The following is a 14,379-nucleotide window of genomic DNA, read 5'->3' on the forward strand; positions in this document are numbered from 1 at the left end:
GGTGACTGGACCGCGACGATGACCCGATGAGCACTAGCGTCACCAGCACTCCGGAGGTCGAGAGTCCGCGCACCGCCGGGATCGGGCAGCCGATCGGGGCCGGAATCGTCACCGCTCTCGTCGGATTCACCAGCTCGTTCGCGGTGGTGCTGGCGGGCCTGACCGCCTTGGGGGCAACCTCGGCGCAGGCGGCGTCCGGACTGCTGGCGGTCTGCGTGACCCAGGCCGTCGGCATGATCGTGCTGAGCCGGCGGTACCGGATGCCGATCACACTGGCCTGGTCCACCCCGGGTGCGGCATTGCTGGCCAGTACGGGCGCGGTGTCCGGCGGCTGGGCGGCCGCGGTCGGCGCGTTCGCGGTGGCGGGCGGACTCATTGTGCTGACCGGATTCTGGCAGCGGCTGGGCGCGCTCATCGCGGCGATTCCGGTGGAGATCGCGCAGGCGATGCTGGCCGGGGTGCTGCTGCCCATGTGCCTGGCGCCGGTGAAGGCGTTGCCGGTGAGCCCGGCGGTGGTGGTGCCGGTCATCGCGACCTGGCTTGTGCTGCAACGCTTCGCGCCGCGCTGGTCGGTGCTGGCCGCCTTCGCCGTCGCGGCCGTCGGCGCGGGTGTCGACATCGCCGTCACCCATCGCCGGATGGACCTGTCGGCCATGGTGCCGCGGGTGGAATGGACTGTGCCGCACTGGAGTTGGCAGGCGGTGATCGGGGTCGCGGTGCCGCTCTACATCGTGACCATGGCCGCGCAGAACATTCCGGGCACGGCGGTCATGAAGACCTTCGGCTATCAGGTGCCGTGGCGGGCGGCCATGACGGTCACGGGCCTGGGCACCGTGCTCGGTGCGCCCGCGGGCGGGCACGCCATCAATCTGGCGGCCATCAGTGCCGCGCTCTCCGCCGCGCCGTCCGCGCATCCGGATCCGAGCCGCCGGTGGATCGCCGCGTTCACCGCGGGCTGCATGTACCTGGTGCTCGCACTGGCCTCGGGCGCGCTGGTGATGCTGGTGGCCGCGGCGCCGAAGGGCGTGCTGGAAACCGTTGCGGGCCTTGCCCTCATCGCTACCCTGGCGGGTGCGCTGACCGCCGCGTTGACGCCCGCCGCACACCGTTCCGCGGCCGCGCTCACCTTCCTGGTGGCCGCGTCCGGAATCTCGCTGCTCGGCATCGGCGCGGCCTTCTGGGCGCTGGTCGCGGGTCTGCTGGCACGCTGGTTCCTGCCCCCGTCGAAATAGCGGGCCGGGCAGGCTGCAGGGTGCGGCCGGCGGTGGCTAGGGTGGGGTGGTTCGACTTCACAGGGCGATGAATCGGCGAAGAGGAGTTGGCTTGAGTTCGGTGCTGATTTCGGTTGCGGAGCTTGCGGACCTGCTGGACCAGAGCGGCGGCCGGGTGCGATTGCTGGACGTCAGGTGGGCGCTCGGAGATCCGGACGGACCGCAGCATTATCTGGACGGCCATATTCCGGGCGCGATATTCGTCGACCTGGAAACCGAACTCGCCGATCCGCCCTCCGCCGCCAAGGGCCGCCACCCCATGCCGGACCTGACGCACCTGCAGAAGTGCGCGCGCAGCTGGGGCGTCTCCGACGGGGACATGGTGGTCGTCTACGACGCCACCGGCGGCATGGCCGCCGCGCGGGCCTGGTGGCTGCTGCGCTGGGGTGGCGTGGCCGATGTGCGCATTCTCGACGGCGGACTGCCGGCGTGGGAGCAGGCCGGGGGCAAGATCGTCACCGGTGACGAAACCGCCCCGCAGCCGGGCACCGTGGTCCTGTCCCCGGGCAATATGCCGACCATCGACGCCGACGGCGCGGCCGGCTGGCCGGGCCTGCTGCTGGATGCCCGCGCGGGCGAGCGCTACCGCGGCGAGGTGGAACCGGTGGATCCGCGCGCCGGGCACATTCCGGGTGCGGTGAGCGCGCCGACCGCCGAGAACCTCACGGCCGCTGGGCAATTCAAGTCGCTCCTCGAATTGCGTTCCCGTTTCGAAGGATTCGGCTCCGGGCCGGTCGCGGTGTACTGCGGTTCCGGAGTCACCGCCGCCCACCAGGTCGCGGCGCTGGCCGTCGCCGGCATCGATGCCGCGCTCTATCCAGGCTCCTGGTCGCAGTGGTCCAACGACCCCAAGCGGTCGGCCGCCACCGGCGCGGAACCGGCCTGATCAGCCGGGTTTGACGGCGGTGAGGATGCCGGTCGCGAACGGGCCGGTGCGGAATTCGACTGCGGTGAAACCGATGTCGGTGAGCACGTCGCGGTAGCGGCGAATGTCGACCGCCGACAGCGGATCCCCGGCCGCGTCGCCGTCATGGGAGTGGCCCTGGCCGCCGGCGCGGTGTGCGGCCAGCTGGGCCATGGCGCGAACGGCGAGCCCGCGCAGGCCCGAGGTCGGGTGGGTGTCGGCGAGCAGTAGGCGGCCGCCCGGGCGCAGGACGCGGAAGACGCCCGCCAGGGCGGTCTTTCGCTCGGATTCGGCGATGTGGTGCATGGCGAAGGTCGAGGTCGCCACATCGAACGAGGCGTCCGGGTAGGGCAGCGACTGGGCCGCGCCGAGGTCGAAGCTGCAGTTGGGGGCGGCGTGGGCGGTTGCGTAGGCGATCATCTGCGGGGAAGGGTCCACGCCGACCGCCCGGCCGTCCGGTCCGGCCTGCCGGGCCAGCTCATTGGCCAGTCGGCCGGGGCCGCAACCGAGATCGAGAGCGTGATCGCCCGGGCGGATGCCACTGGTGGTGGCGAAGTACCGGGCCAGGCTGCCCGCGCGGCCCAGAAAGTAGACGTCGGTGAGCAGCTGATAGCGGCGCGGCCAGGTGATGAGGGCCCCGACGGGCCGGGATTCGATATCGGACACTTGCTTGTGCTGGGTCATGTGGTCAATCATCGAAGCATGGGAAAGCCCAGGCCAGGCGCAGTTTCTGGGGATGCGTACGATTCCGGACAGTCGGACGGAATCCGTCCGGGAACGGCCCCGGACGCCGTTTCGGCGACCATGAGGCCGGAGGCCGCGACCATGAGGCCCGAGGCCGACCGCCGCGTCCGCCGCACCCGCACGGCACTGCACCGGGCGCTCATCGAGCTCATGCAGGACCGGCCCTATGCCCGGATCACGGTGCAGGACATCATCGATCGCGCCGACGTCGGCCGCTCCACCTTCTACGCGCACTACCGCGACAAGGACGATCTGCTGCTGGTCAGCTGTATCGAGCATGTGCGGGGCGAGATTTCGGCCCAGCTGGCCGCCTATCCGGTCGAACCGCCGCCGCTGGCTCCCGTCGAGATCCTGTTCAAGCTGGTCGCGGCGCATCCGGACGTGTACCGGCCACTGGTCCGGCAGCGGGCGAACACCATTGTGCTGCGGTCGATCCGGCAGATGTACGCCGAACTGCTGACCGAGCACCTGGGCCCGCGGCTCGGGCCGGACCCCGTCGCGGCCGGCGCGACCATCACATTTCTGTCCTGGGGTCTATACGGATTGCTCGAATCGGTCATGGATCCGCGCCAGGAGCTCACCGCCGATCAGGCCTACCGGCACTTCGCCACGCTATGGGCAGCCGCGGGCGACCCGCGCCAGCGCGTCCCGGTCGGCGGTGGTGACCGGTAGCCCGTACCGGTTCGCGGCCATCAGGTATTTGCCCGCGTAGAAGCAGCGGTTCGCGCGGGCGGGTGGCAGCCAGTCGCCGGGTGTGCGATCGCCCTTGTCCTCGTTGATCTTTCCGTCCACCGCGAGCAGGTTGTAATCGACGTCGTTGGCGAAGCGCACACGCCGCGGCAGCGGCCATCCGGACGCGCCCAGATCCCAGGCGGCTGCCAGCGGATACACATGATCGATCTGCACGGCCTTGGGCGCGGCCCGATCGAAGGCGATGCGCTGCCCGGTGTAGGGATCGTCCAGCGACCCGGCCACCACCACGCAGCCGTTCCCGGGCCGGAAGGCCACCCGGGTGAGCTGCCTGGCCAGCACGGTATTGCGGCTGTCGCACCCGTCGTGACCGCCCGGCCCGTCGTGATCATCGGTCCACGCCGGTCCGAACACGCACCCCTGCCCGCTGCCGCAGCCGCGTTCGTAACCGCCCGGATGTGGCCGGGCGGGTACGGTGCGGACACCCGTGAGCAGCCGTTCGAGTTGGACGCGGGTGGGGCTGCCCGGCGCCGGGGTCACCTGCCCGAGGGACTCGCACCCAAGGACCGCGAGCAGGACGACCACCGCACCGAGCAGCCGGAGCAGGAAGGTTCCACCCGTGAGCCACACGGCAATACGTGTACCGCACCAGCCGATCGGTGAGTGCCGTCACGCGGACTTCGCACTCCCGTTGGGCTTACTAGAGCCAGGCGTGCGCGAGGATGTCGTCCGCGGCGGTTTCGGAGAGCTGCGGCGGAAAACGGGTTGCCGCAATGGAATCCACACGCGCGCCGTCGTGGCCGATGAGCCACGAACCGCCCCGCTCCTCGCATTCGGCGATCTTGGCGAAAACGGTGAGCAGGAACGTGATGGAGTCGCGCGGGTCGGCGGTGCGGGCGAGGCGCTGCGACTCGCCGGGCCGGGACAGATCCAGCCAGACCCCGGACTGCCCGTCCAGGCGCATCCCCACGATCTTGCTCGTGTCCACGAAGGTGAATTTCCGCCGTTCCCACTGTGTCGTGGGGGTGAAGCTCTGCTCGAGCACTTGGAGCAGAATCGTCATCGTCACGGCCTCCCTACGGTCTCGAAAGTGCCACGGCTCCGGATTGAGTCGCGGTGGATTGTCGGGTGCGCCCCGCGCGGCTGCCGTCCGGGCACGACAATGTAGTGCAACGGACACAGCGGACACCGACGCGTGCGGTGACCTGCGGATTTATCCAGTATGTTCCGTATCCGATCAGAAATAAAGAGGGCCCGGCGGGCTTGTCGGGGGTGACTGATTGGATGGGCGGATGTTGCACGGGCTGTGGTCGCCGGGGTCCGGGTTGGTGCTGTGGCACGACCCGGGCGATGACACGGCCGGGGATGCGGAGGGTTTGCCGGAGCCGCTGGGGTCGATCGCGCGCGGGGCAAAGTGGCGGCATCGGGCGCAGGTGCTGGTGAGGGGGGAGTACGGGCCGGAGCAGACACAGGTGCGGGCGCATGCGCTGGCACCGGAGACGGCTGCCCGGGTCCTGTCGCAGGAACTTCCGGCAGGGGCGGTGGCGGGGGATCTCCGGTTTCTCGGGCATGTGGCGCGCGGGGTGCAACGGTGGGTGCGGGCGGGGCGGGTGGTGCCGGAGGTGCGGCGGGACGACGGGGAGTGGTGGGTGCGGTGGCGGCTGGTGGGCGGGCAGCGGCAACGGGCCTGGCTGGCGGAGCTCGCCGTGGCCATGCCGGGCGCGTTGCAGGTGGCCGGGCGGCCTGCCGAGGTGCTGGAGAACCTCGTCGCCGAGTTGACCGATCCCCTCGTGCGCCTGCGCGTTCGGGAACGGCAGGATCGGGAATCCGGGCCGCATCCGCTGCTGACCGCGCTGGTCGAGGCGACGCCGCTGGAGACCGGATCGCATCGGGTGGCGTCGGTGCTGGACGACTGGCGGACCAGCCTCACCGCCGATGAGCCGGAGCTGGTGCTGCGCCTGCTGGAACCCGACGGCGAGGAGCCGGGCGAACTGTGGCGGCTCGAGGTCTGCCTGCGCGAGGAGGGGGAGGCGCCGCAACCGGTGCTGCTGCCGGGGGATCCGCAGCTCATGCGGATTGCGGGGGAGAAGCTGGCGGCCGCCAAGCAGGCGTATCCGCGCCTGCGCGATCTGCCCGGCGATGCCCGCAGCATGGATCTGTTCCTGCCCACCGAGGTAGTGATGGATCTGGTCGCGCACGGGGCGAACGCGCTGCGGTCGGCCGGGGTGCGGCTCATGCTGCCGAGGGCCTGGCGGGTGGCCGCGCCCGCCATGAAATTGCGGGTGCAGAGCCCGGCCGCCACCGAAACCGCCGTCGGGCTCAAGGGTTTGGTGTCCTTCCGCTGGGAGCTGGCGCTGGGCGACACCGTGCTGACGCCCGCCGAGATGGCGCGAATGGTGGACGCGAAATCGGATCTGGTGCGGCTGCGCGGGGAGTGGGTGCAGGCCGATCACCGCATGCTGGCCGCGGCCGCCGACTACGTCTCGGGCCGCACCGACGAGACCGAGACCACCGTCGGCGGCCTGTTCGCCGAACTGTCCGCGCATCCGGTGATCGGGGTGCCGCTGGAGGAGGTCACCGCGACCGGCTGGGCCGCGGAGCTTTTCGACGGTAAGAGGGTGGTCGAGCCCGTCCCGGAGCCGGTCGGGCTGAAGGCCCAGCTGCGGCCGTATCAGCAGCGCGGCCTGACCTGGCTGGCGGCCATGAGCCGGCTCGGATGCGGGGCGATCCTCGCCGACGACATGGGTCTCGGCAAGACCGTGCAGGTGCTGGCCCTACTGCTGCACGAGCGTGAAACAGCAGCTGCCGCAAGCGGATCGGAGGCCGTGGGGCCTACCCTGCTGGTGTGCCCGATGTCGGTGGTGGGCAACTGGCAGCGCGAGGCCGAACGCTTCGCCCCGGATCTCCGGGTGCTGGTACACCACGGCGCCGGGCGGCGGTCGGGCGCGGAATTTGCTGCGGCGGTGACGGATTCGGATCTGGTGGTCACCACCTACGCGCTGCTGGCCCGGGATGTCGAGAACCTGAAGGATCAGGACTGGCAGCGGATCGTGCTGGACGAGGCACAGCACATCAAGAATGCCGGGACCCGGCAGGCGCGCGCGGCGCGGCTGGTGCCGGCCCGACACCGCCTGGCGCTCACCGGAACCCCGGTGGAGAACCGGCTCGAGGAGCTGCGCTCGATCCTGGATTTCGCCAATCCCAAGCTGCTGGGTAAGGCCTCCGAGTTCCACGCCCGCTTCGCGGTGCCGATCGAGCGCGAGCACGACGAGAATGCCGTCACCCGCCTGCGCGCCATCACCTCGCCGTTCGTGCTGCGCCGGGTCAAGACCGATCCGGCGGTGATCTCGGATCTGCCGGAGAAGATCGAGATGACAGTGCGGGCCAACCTGACCGTGGAGCAGGCGGCGCTGTATCAGGCCGTGCTGGACGATATGTCGGCCAAGCTGAAGGCGGCCGAGGGCATGGAGCGCAAGGGCGCGGTGCTCGCGGCACTCACCCGGCTCAAGCAGGTGTGCAACCATCCCGCGCATTTCCTCGGCGACGGGTCGGCGCTGCTGCGCCGGGGGCATCATCGGTCCGGGAAACTGGCGCTGGTGGAGGACATTCTGGAGTCGGCGATCGCCGACGGGGAGCGGGCGCTGCTGTTCACCCAGTTCGCGGAGTTCGGAAACCTGCTGGCGCCCTTCCTGTCCGAGCGTTTCGGGGCGGAGGTGCCGTTCCTGCACGGCGGGGTGAGCAAGCAGCGGCGCGACGATATGGTCACCCGGTTCCAGGCGGAGGACGGCGCGCCGCTCATGCTGCTGTCGCTCAAGGCGGGCGGCACCGGCCTCAACCTGACCGCCGCCAATCACGTTGTGCACCTGGACCGCTGGTGGAACCCGGCGGTGGAGAACCAGGCCACCGACCGCGCCTTCCGCATCGGCCAGCGTCGTGATGTCCAGGTGCGCAAGCTGGTCTGCGTCGACACCATCGAGGAGCGCGTCGACGACATGCTGAAGGGTAAGAGCCAGCTCGCCGACCTCACCGTGGGCACCGGCGAGAACTGGATCACCGAACTCGGCGACGACGAATTGCGCGAACTGTTCGCCCTGGGGTCGGAGGCGGTCGGCGAATGAGCAATGTCATCGACTTCAGCGAGTACGGCAAGCGCCGCCCGGTGCGCGGCGGGGTGCAGCCGCGCAGCCGCCGGGGCACCGCGTTCGCCCGGACCTGGTGGGGCCGTTCGTTTCTGGAGGCGGTCGAGGGCGTCGCGGACGCCGGTCGCCTGGCTCGCGGCCGTTCCTACGCCCGCACCGGTCAGGTGGTGAACTACCGCCTGGAGCCCGGCCTGGTGAGCGCGGAAGTGCAGGGCAGTCAACCCCGCCCGTTCATCTCGGTGCTGACCCTGCGACAGTTGCGCGACGACCGCCTCGATGAGCTGGTGGACGTGGTCCGCGCCACCCCCGGCATGCTGGGCGAGATCGCGGCGGGCACCCTGCCCCAGGCCCTCGGACCCCTGCTGCTCCCCACCACGGTGTCCGAGCTCGACTTCTCGTGCAGCTGCCCCGATTCCGGCTGGCCCTGCAAGCACGCCGCCGCCGTCTGCTACGTCATCGCCGAACGCCTCGATGAGCGCCCGGGCGAACTGCTCACCCTGCGCGGCATCGAACTCGAGGCTCTCATCGGCAGCGTCCAACGCGCCGATCCGCCCGCCGAATCCACCGATCTCTATGGCGACAACACGGCGCTTCCCGCCCTCCCGAAGCCCGAATTTCGTCCGGCCCCGGACGATCTCGACGCCGTCCTGCTCCGCCAGGCCCTGCGCATGACGGCCGAGGACGAGCAGTCCGTCGCCGCCGGTCTACGCGAACTCCGCGCCCTCTACTGCGCCTTGGACACCTGAGGCATCCGGCTGGGCCGTCGCGGTGCGGGCCGCGGGGCGGCCGGTGGTGCGGCGTTCGCCGAGGGATTCGAAGCGGTAGTCGCGCAGGTCGAAATGGGCGGCACGCCAGGCGGCTTCGGGGGTGCTCATGGCGCGCAGGGGGACGTCGCCGTTCTTGTCGAAGTAGTAGGAGTTGGCCAGGGCGCAGCTGTCCTGCCAGAAGACCTGGGTGCCACGGCGGGCCAGCATTTCCTGGAAGTAGCGCTCGTTGGCCTCGGGGGTGACCTCGATGCGGGTGGCGGCACGGCGGCGGGCATCGCGGAGCAGGCGCAGGATGTGGGTGGTCTGCATCTCGATGAGGGTGAAGTAGGACGCGCCGTTGTAGCCGTAGGGGCCGATGATGGTGAAGAAATTGGGAAAGCCGGGCACGCTGACCCCCTCGTAGGCCTGCAGGCGGTGGGTGTCCCACCAGTCCTCGAGGCGCAGCCCGCCGCTGCCGTGCAGGTCGAAGGTGGGCATATTGCCGGACTCCATGACCTTGAAGCCGGTGGCCATGATGAGCACGTCGACCTGGTGGTGGCGGCCGGTGGTGCCCAGTCCGGTGGCGGTGATCTCGGTGATGGGATCGGTTTCCAGCGTGACGTTCTCACGGTTGAAGGTCTTCAGGTAGTCGTTGGAGAAGGACGGCCGTTTGCAGCCCAGCGCGTATTTCGGCGTGAGCTGCTCCCGGACGACCGGGTCCTGCACCTGGTCGCGCAGGTGTGCCAGCCCGGTGCGCTCGCCGAGCTTCACCATGGGCAGCACCTTGTAGTAGTGCGCCGAGAGCGGGAAGGTCAGCTCCACGAACGCCTGGCTGAGCCAGCGGGTGAGGAACTGCCCGCCGGGCAGTCGCATCAGGGCGCGCACCGGTGGCGGCAGCGGCGCGTCCGGCCGGGGCAGGCACCAGATCGGAGTGCGCTGGAAGACAACGAGTTCCGACACCTCCGGGGCGATCTCGGGAATGACCTGGATGGCCGAGGCGCCGGTGCCGATGATGCCGACCCGCTTGCCGCGCAGATCGATCCCGTGATCCCAGCGCGCGGTGTGCATGGTCTCGCCCCGGAACCGTTCCGCGCCGGGGATATCGGGCAGTTTCGGCCGGGTCAGCACCCCGGTCGCGCCGATCAGGAAGCGGCAGGTGAGCTCGTCGCCGTCGGTGGTGCGCACCCGCCACAGGTGCAGCACGTCGTCGAAGTCGGCGCGGGCGATGGTGGTGCCGAACCGGATCCGCGGCCGCAGCCCGTACTTCCTGACGCAGTGCTCGGCGTACGCCTTCAGCTCTCGCCCGGGCGCGTACACCCGCGACCAGGAGCGCTGCTTCTCGAACGAGTACTGGTAGCTGAACGACGGAATATCCACGGCGATACCGGGATAGGTGTTCCAGTGCCAGGTGCCGCCCACCCCGTCGGCCTCGTCGATCATGACGAAATCGTCGAAACCGGCTTTGCGCAGCGCGATCGCGGTCCCGATTCCCGAGAATCCCGCGCCCACAATGACGATCTCGTGGTCCACGACGGTATTTGTCACGATGCGTCCTCCGCGTAGATGATGCAGTCCACCCGATGCTCGACCCCGTCCACGGTGCGAATCCCGAGCGGCGCGAGCCGGGCGATGGGCCAGCTGATGAGCCGGCAGTTCCGCTGCCGCAGGGCCCGGTAGTAGCGACTGTGCATCCGCACCGCGGCGGGCCGATCCGGCGTCAGCTGCCGCCGCTCCCACGAATCCCCCACCTGCGCCCGCAGATTCGCCGCGGCCGCCCGCCGCAACGCCTGCTGTGCACACCAGCGCAGCACTCCCGGCCCCGAGGCGCTCAGCGCGGGTCCCGGAGCTCCACGGGCAACCTCCCTGGATCCGGGATGCGGTGGACCGTCTTCGCGCGGCGCTCGTGTCGGACCGCGTTCCTCCGCACCCCTGTCGGCCGGCGCGGTGCTGCCTCCCCGGCGGCCGGCCCCACGCTCGGCCTGGTGTGCCGGATCTCCGGGCAATGGCGGCGCGGAGTCGCTGGGCAGCAGTCCCAGCGCATCGGCGGGCAACCGGCGCAACAGAATTCCCGCTCCGGGGACGAGTGGGGTGGGCAGGATCCAGATCGGATCGTGCTGGAACACGGTTACTCTGCGCGCCTGGGCGACGATCGGCGGGACCACCCGGGCCAGTGCGGCGCCGCTGCCGATGACCGCGACGTGCAGGCGGTCCAGCTCATGCTGGTCACGCCAGTGGGTGCAGTGAATCCGGGGGCCGGTGTAGGCGTCTCGGGCTCTGCCCGGGTCGTTCCGGCGGATCGGGGCGGTCATTTCGCCACCGGCTCGTAGGTCAGGGCCTTGGACCAGGAGGGGGTGTGGCGCAGGACGCGCACGGGGAAGTGGTCGATGGCCTTGTTCAGGGCGTCGTTGAAGCCCTGGATCGGCTGCCAGTGGTTGATGGTGGCCATGCCGTGCAGCCGGACCACGTGGTAGAGCGGCACGCGTTTGATGTCCGGGCTGCGCTCACCGGCTTTCTCATAGCGCCGCACGGCATTCCAGAGCTTCTCCTCGTCCAGCCCCATCGCCATGATGTTGGCGGACATGCGGGACAGCAGCGGCGTGTACAGCAGCGCGCCGAGCAGGAAGGTGGGCCGCAGCGCGAAACCCGCTGTCTCGATGGCGATTCGCCGCAGCGGTCCGGCGCCGAGCTGCTCGAGCACCTGGAACCCCACCGCCAGATGCCGGGACTCGTCGCTGTTGATGTGCCGGAACACCTCGTGGCACAGCGGATCCCGCACCTCGTCGAGCAGGAACTTCACCAGTGCCCCGTCCAGCGCGCACTCCAGCGAGGGGATCACGGTGCCCAGCACCGGCAGGGACAGGTCGTCCCCGCACCGGTCCAGCCATTCGATGACGAGCCGGATGTTCTTGTTGGGCAGCGGCATCGCGTCCCCGTCGAGCATGCCCCAGCGCCGCATCAGGGCCAGTTCGGCATTGGCGTGCTTCTGCTCCTCGGCGTGGAAGTACCGATAGATCTCCTTCAGCGGCCCGTCGGGCGCGCGCAGCGTGAGCGCCGCGAACCCGCGGGCGCCGACGTGCTCGATCCACACCAGATCGGCCATGAAGGCCGCGAGCGCGGGTCGCTGCTCATCGGTGATGAGCTCGGCTCCCGGTGCGTCCCAGTCGAGATCGGCCAGCGCCCACTGCCGGTCCTGGACGACACCGAGCATGTCGGAATACGCGAACGCCATTGTTCAACTCCTTGCCGCTGTGGCTACCGCACCAGCCGCTCCAGCAATCCGGCGGCGCGGGTGTAGGTCTCGGGCAGCAGTCGCTTGGACTGCCAGATCGCCTTGGCCTCGAGCTGCGGGACCACGTACAGCCGGCCGTGATCCACCGCGTCGAGGGTGGCGCGGGCGATGGACTCGGGCGGGCGGCCGGTCCAGCGGATGAGGCGGTCGCCCCAGAGCTGGATGGTCTCGTCGCCGATCTCCACGCCTTCCAGAATGTTGGTCCGCACCCCGGTGGGGCACAGCACGGTGACGGTGACGCCGGTGCCGGACAGTTCCGCGGCCAGCGTTTCCGACAGCGCCAGCACCCCGGCCTTGCTCACGTTGTAGGCGCCCATGCGCGGCGCGGACCCGAAGGCGGCCGCCGAGGCCACGTTCACGATCGAGCCGTGCCCGCTCGCGCGCAGCCGGGGCGCGAAGACGTGGCAGCCGTGGATGACGCCCCACAGATTGACGTCGAGCACCTGATGCCATTCCGCGGGCGGGGTGTCGCCGATGAGTGTGCCGCCGCGCCCGATGCCGGCATTGTTGACCACCAGATCCGGGCTCTTGCCGAACCATTCCTCGGCGGTGTTCGCCAGCACGGTCACCTGGTCCAGGCTGCTCACGTCGCAGACGGTGTCGAAGGCCTTTCCCCCGGTGTCGCCGATCATTTCGGCGGTGTCGCGGGCGCGTCCGGCGTCGATGTCGGAGCAGACCACCCGGCCGCCGCGCTTGCCGATCTCGATCGCGAAGGCGCGGCCGATGCCGCTGCCCGCGCCGGTCACCACCGCGTCCGCCTGCTGAGTGCGGCGGGATCCACCGAAGGGGTTGAGTCGCATGGGAACTCCCGGGGCCGTGCCGTCCGGGCAGTCAATTGGTGGCGTGTGCCACCACTGGCCGCACCTGCCACCAATTAGGCTCTCGGTGCGCTATTTTGTCAACTATGGACGTGCCCGCACCGGCAGCCGCCGACGTGTCCCCGGGGCCCGCGCCGACCCGGCGCGGCGGCACCTGGGGTGGCCGCACACAGGAGGAACGCCGCGCCGAGCGCCACGAGCGGCTGATCGCGGCGGCGCTGGACATCTGGCTCGAAAACGGCTGGGCCGCAGTGACCATGCGCGGCGTGTGCACCCGCGCGGGCCTCAATGACCGCTACTTCTACGAGCACTTCGCCGACCGCGACCAACTGCTGGGCGCGGTCTGGGACGAAGTCGGATTCCAAGTGCTGGCCGAACTCTCGGCCGTGGTCGCCGAGAACCTCGAGCATCCGGCGCCGGGCATTCTGCGCCTGGCCATCGCCCGCGCGGTCGCCCTGCAGTCGGAGGGCCCGGCGCGCATCCTCTTCGGCGACCATGCCGGCAGCCGCATCCTCGAGGAGCGCCGCACCGCCATGCTCACCGAGGCCACCGACCTGCTCATCGCCACCGCCCGCCCCTACCTGCGCCCCGGCGTCGACGAATCCGACCTGCGCATGGGCGTTCTCATGGGCATCGGCGGCTTCATCGAACTCCTGACCGCCTGGCGCACCGGCGCCATCGACGCCGACGCCACCCGCATCGTCGACCACGTCAGCCGCACGGCCGATCTGCTCGGCGCGCAATACCTCGCCTTGCCGGGTTAGCGGCTACTTCACCGCCCAGACCATGGACTCCGGCCCGGCGAGGTGTTCGGTCTGGGGGTCGCGGAAACCGGTGTCGGCCAGCCAGGTTCGCAGGTCCGCGGCGGTGTAGTCGAAGCCCTCCGGGGTCTCGATGAGCATGTTGAGGCTCATCAGCAGGCCGGAGAGATTGGTGCGGCGGTCGTCGTCGATGAGCGACTCGTAGACGAGGATGGCGCCGCCCTCGGGGAGAGCGCGGTGGGCCTTCTCCAGCAGCATGAGCTTGGTGGACAGGTCCCAGTCGTGCAGGATGTGGCCGAAGACCAGGACATCGGCCTCGGGCAGCTCATCGGTGAAGAAGTCGCCGGGCCGGAAGGTGACCCGATCTGCCACCGGCGCACTGTATTCGGCGAAGATCGGCTCCACCGCCGCCAGGTCGTAGCCGATACCGTGCAGGTGCGGATTGGTCTCCAGGACGGTCCGCAGCAGCGCGCCCTGGGCGGTACCGATATCGGCCACCGACTTCCAGCGATGCCACGGGAACACCTCGGCGATGGCGTGCGCACTGGGCAGCGACAGCCCGGTCATCGCCCGCTGAAAGTCGAAGAGCCGCTGCGGATCCCGGTAGAGCTCAGTGAAGAAGCCGCCGCCGTCGCGGGCCTCGTTCTGCGGCTGCCCGGTGCGCAGGCCCTCGGTGAGCCGGCCCCAGAACGGGTAGAGCCGGGCCGCGGCCATCTCCAGGAAGCCGCCGATGTACTCGCTGCCGGTGCTGTCCAGGTAGGTCGCGGTGTCGGCGGTATTGGCGTACCGATCGTCGGTGCGCCGCAGCATCTCCATGGCCACCAGTGCGTCGAAGAAGTCGCGGGCGGACCGCGGATGCAGGCCCAGTTCGCGCTGTAGCTGCTCGGCGGTCAGTTGCCGATGCCCGAGCACCGTGAACACCCCGAGTTCGACGGCGCTGAGCAAGGTCCGGGACTCCCAGAAACCCATTCCGATCCGCAGGATCCGTTCCATGGCGCATCACGATAGCCACAGCGA

At 70.0% G+C, this 14,379-nt stretch carries 13 protein-coding genes and 1 pseudogene; 6 read left to right on the forward strand and 8 right to left on the reverse strand.

Translation table 11 applies throughout. From position 1 onward, the window contains the following. Positions 1-26 precede the first annotated feature (26 nt). Both ACQP1O_RS05585 and ACQP1O_RS05590 read left to right on the forward strand, forming a co-directional pair. A complete protein-coding gene (locus ACQP1O_RS05585; RefSeq protein WP_433564807.1) occupies positions 27-1,232 on the forward strand; it encodes a benzoate/H(+) symporter BenE family transporter in 1,206 nt (401 codons plus the stop codon). Positions 1,233-1,299: 67 nt separating this feature from the next. After that, positions 1,300-2,157 (forward strand): sulfurtransferase, encoded by an 858-nt coding sequence (locus ACQP1O_RS05590; RefSeq protein WP_433564808.1) that lies wholly within the window; start codon positions 1,300-1,302, stop codon positions 2,155-2,157. On the opposite strand, the gene ACQP1O_RS05595 is transcribed toward ACQP1O_RS05590, so the two are convergent. Further along, entirely contained in the window at positions 2,158-2,859 is a 702-nt protein-coding gene (locus ACQP1O_RS05595) for a methyltransferase domain-containing protein (protein ID WP_433564809.1), read from the reverse strand. Between the two features lie 141 nt (positions 2,860-3,000). Here ACQP1O_RS05595 and ACQP1O_RS05600 point away from each other — a divergent pair, with 141 nt between their 5' ends. Further along, a complete protein-coding gene (locus ACQP1O_RS05600; protein WP_433564810.1) occupies positions 3,001-3,591 on the forward strand; it encodes a TetR/AcrR family transcriptional regulator in 591 nt (196 codons plus the stop codon). On the opposite strand, the gene ACQP1O_RS05605 is transcribed toward ACQP1O_RS05600, so the two are convergent. Beyond that, positions 3,532-4,239, reverse strand: coding sequence for an HNH endonuclease family protein (locus ACQP1O_RS05605; RefSeq protein WP_433564811.1), 708 nt, complete (start codon positions 4,237-4,239; stop codon positions 3,532-3,534). The two genes, ACQP1O_RS05600 and ACQP1O_RS05605, sit on opposite strands and share 60 nt — an antisense overlap. 70 nt (positions 4,240-4,309) lie before the next feature. Then, positions 4,310-4,672 carry a hypothetical protein gene (locus ACQP1O_RS05610; RefSeq protein ID WP_364623305.1) on the reverse strand — a complete coding sequence of 121 codons (363 nt, stop codon included), beginning with the start codon at positions 4,670-4,672 and terminating at the stop codon, positions 4,310-4,312. A 229-nt stretch (positions 4,673-4,901) separates the two neighbouring features. Here ACQP1O_RS05610 and ACQP1O_RS05615 point away from each other — a divergent pair, with 229 nt between their 5' ends. Together ACQP1O_RS05615 and ACQP1O_RS05620 are read left to right on the forward strand one after the other, a co-directional pair. Then, positions 4,902-7,727, forward strand: coding sequence for a DEAD/DEAH box helicase (locus tag ACQP1O_RS05615; RefSeq protein ID WP_433564812.1), 2,826 nt, complete (start codon positions 4,902-4,904; stop codon positions 7,725-7,727). Then, complete coding sequence (locus ACQP1O_RS05620; RefSeq protein ID WP_433564813.1) at positions 7,724-8,494, forward strand: SWIM zinc finger family protein; 771 nt, start codon at positions 7,724-7,726, stop codon at positions 8,492-8,494. The genes ACQP1O_RS05615 and ACQP1O_RS05620 overlap by 4 nt, the downstream gene beginning before the upstream one ends. On the opposite strand, the gene ACQP1O_RS05625 is transcribed toward ACQP1O_RS05620, so the two are convergent. The 4 genes and pseudogenes from ACQP1O_RS05625 to ACQP1O_RS05640 all read right to left on the reverse strand — a co-directional run bounded on the left by ACQP1O_RS05625 (position 8,453) and on the right by ACQP1O_RS05640 (position 12,583). Beyond that, positions 8,453-10,039 carry a flavin-containing monooxygenase gene (locus ACQP1O_RS05625; RefSeq protein WP_433564814.1) on the reverse strand — a complete coding sequence of 529 codons (1,587 nt, stop codon included), beginning with the start codon at positions 10,037-10,039 and terminating at the stop codon, positions 8,453-8,455. The genes ACQP1O_RS05620 and ACQP1O_RS05625 overlap by 42 nt on opposite strands. 11 nt (positions 10,040-10,050) lie before the next feature. After that, a pseudogene (locus ACQP1O_RS05630) lies at positions 10,051-10,290 on the reverse strand (4-hydroxyacetophenone monooxygenase); the annotation flags it as partial. 509 nt (positions 10,291-10,799) lie between these two features. Then, a complete protein-coding gene (locus ACQP1O_RS05635) occupies positions 10,800-11,723 on the reverse strand; it encodes a ferritin-like domain-containing protein (RefSeq protein WP_433564815.1) in 924 nt (307 codons plus the stop codon). A 23-nt stretch (positions 11,724-11,746) separates the two neighbouring features. Further along, the gene (locus tag ACQP1O_RS05640; RefSeq protein WP_433564816.1) at positions 11,747-12,583 is read right to left on the reverse strand and encodes an SDR family NAD(P)-dependent oxidoreductase; all 837 of its coding nucleotides are present in this window, start codon (positions 12,581-12,583) and stop codon (positions 11,747-11,749) included. A gap of 104 nt (positions 12,584-12,687) precedes the next feature. Between ACQP1O_RS05640 and ACQP1O_RS05645 the strand changes: the two genes are divergently transcribed. Further along, the gene (locus ACQP1O_RS05645; protein ID WP_433564817.1) at positions 12,688-13,365 is read left to right on the forward strand and encodes a TetR/AcrR family transcriptional regulator; all 678 of its coding nucleotides are present in this window, start codon (positions 12,688-12,690) and stop codon (positions 13,363-13,365) included. A 3-nt stretch (positions 13,366-13,368) separates the two neighbouring features. On the opposite strand, the gene ACQP1O_RS05650 is transcribed toward ACQP1O_RS05645, so the two are convergent. Next, positions 13,369-14,355, reverse strand: a complete 987-nt coding sequence (locus ACQP1O_RS05650) for a methyltransferase (protein ID WP_433564818.1) — start codon at positions 14,353-14,355, stop codon at positions 13,369-13,371. Positions 14,356-14,379 lie beyond the last annotated feature (24 nt).

The organism is Nocardia sp. CA-151230 (assembly GCF_050942175.1).
Lineage (GTDB): Bacteria > Actinomycetota > Actinomycetes > Mycobacteriales > Mycobacteriaceae > Nocardia.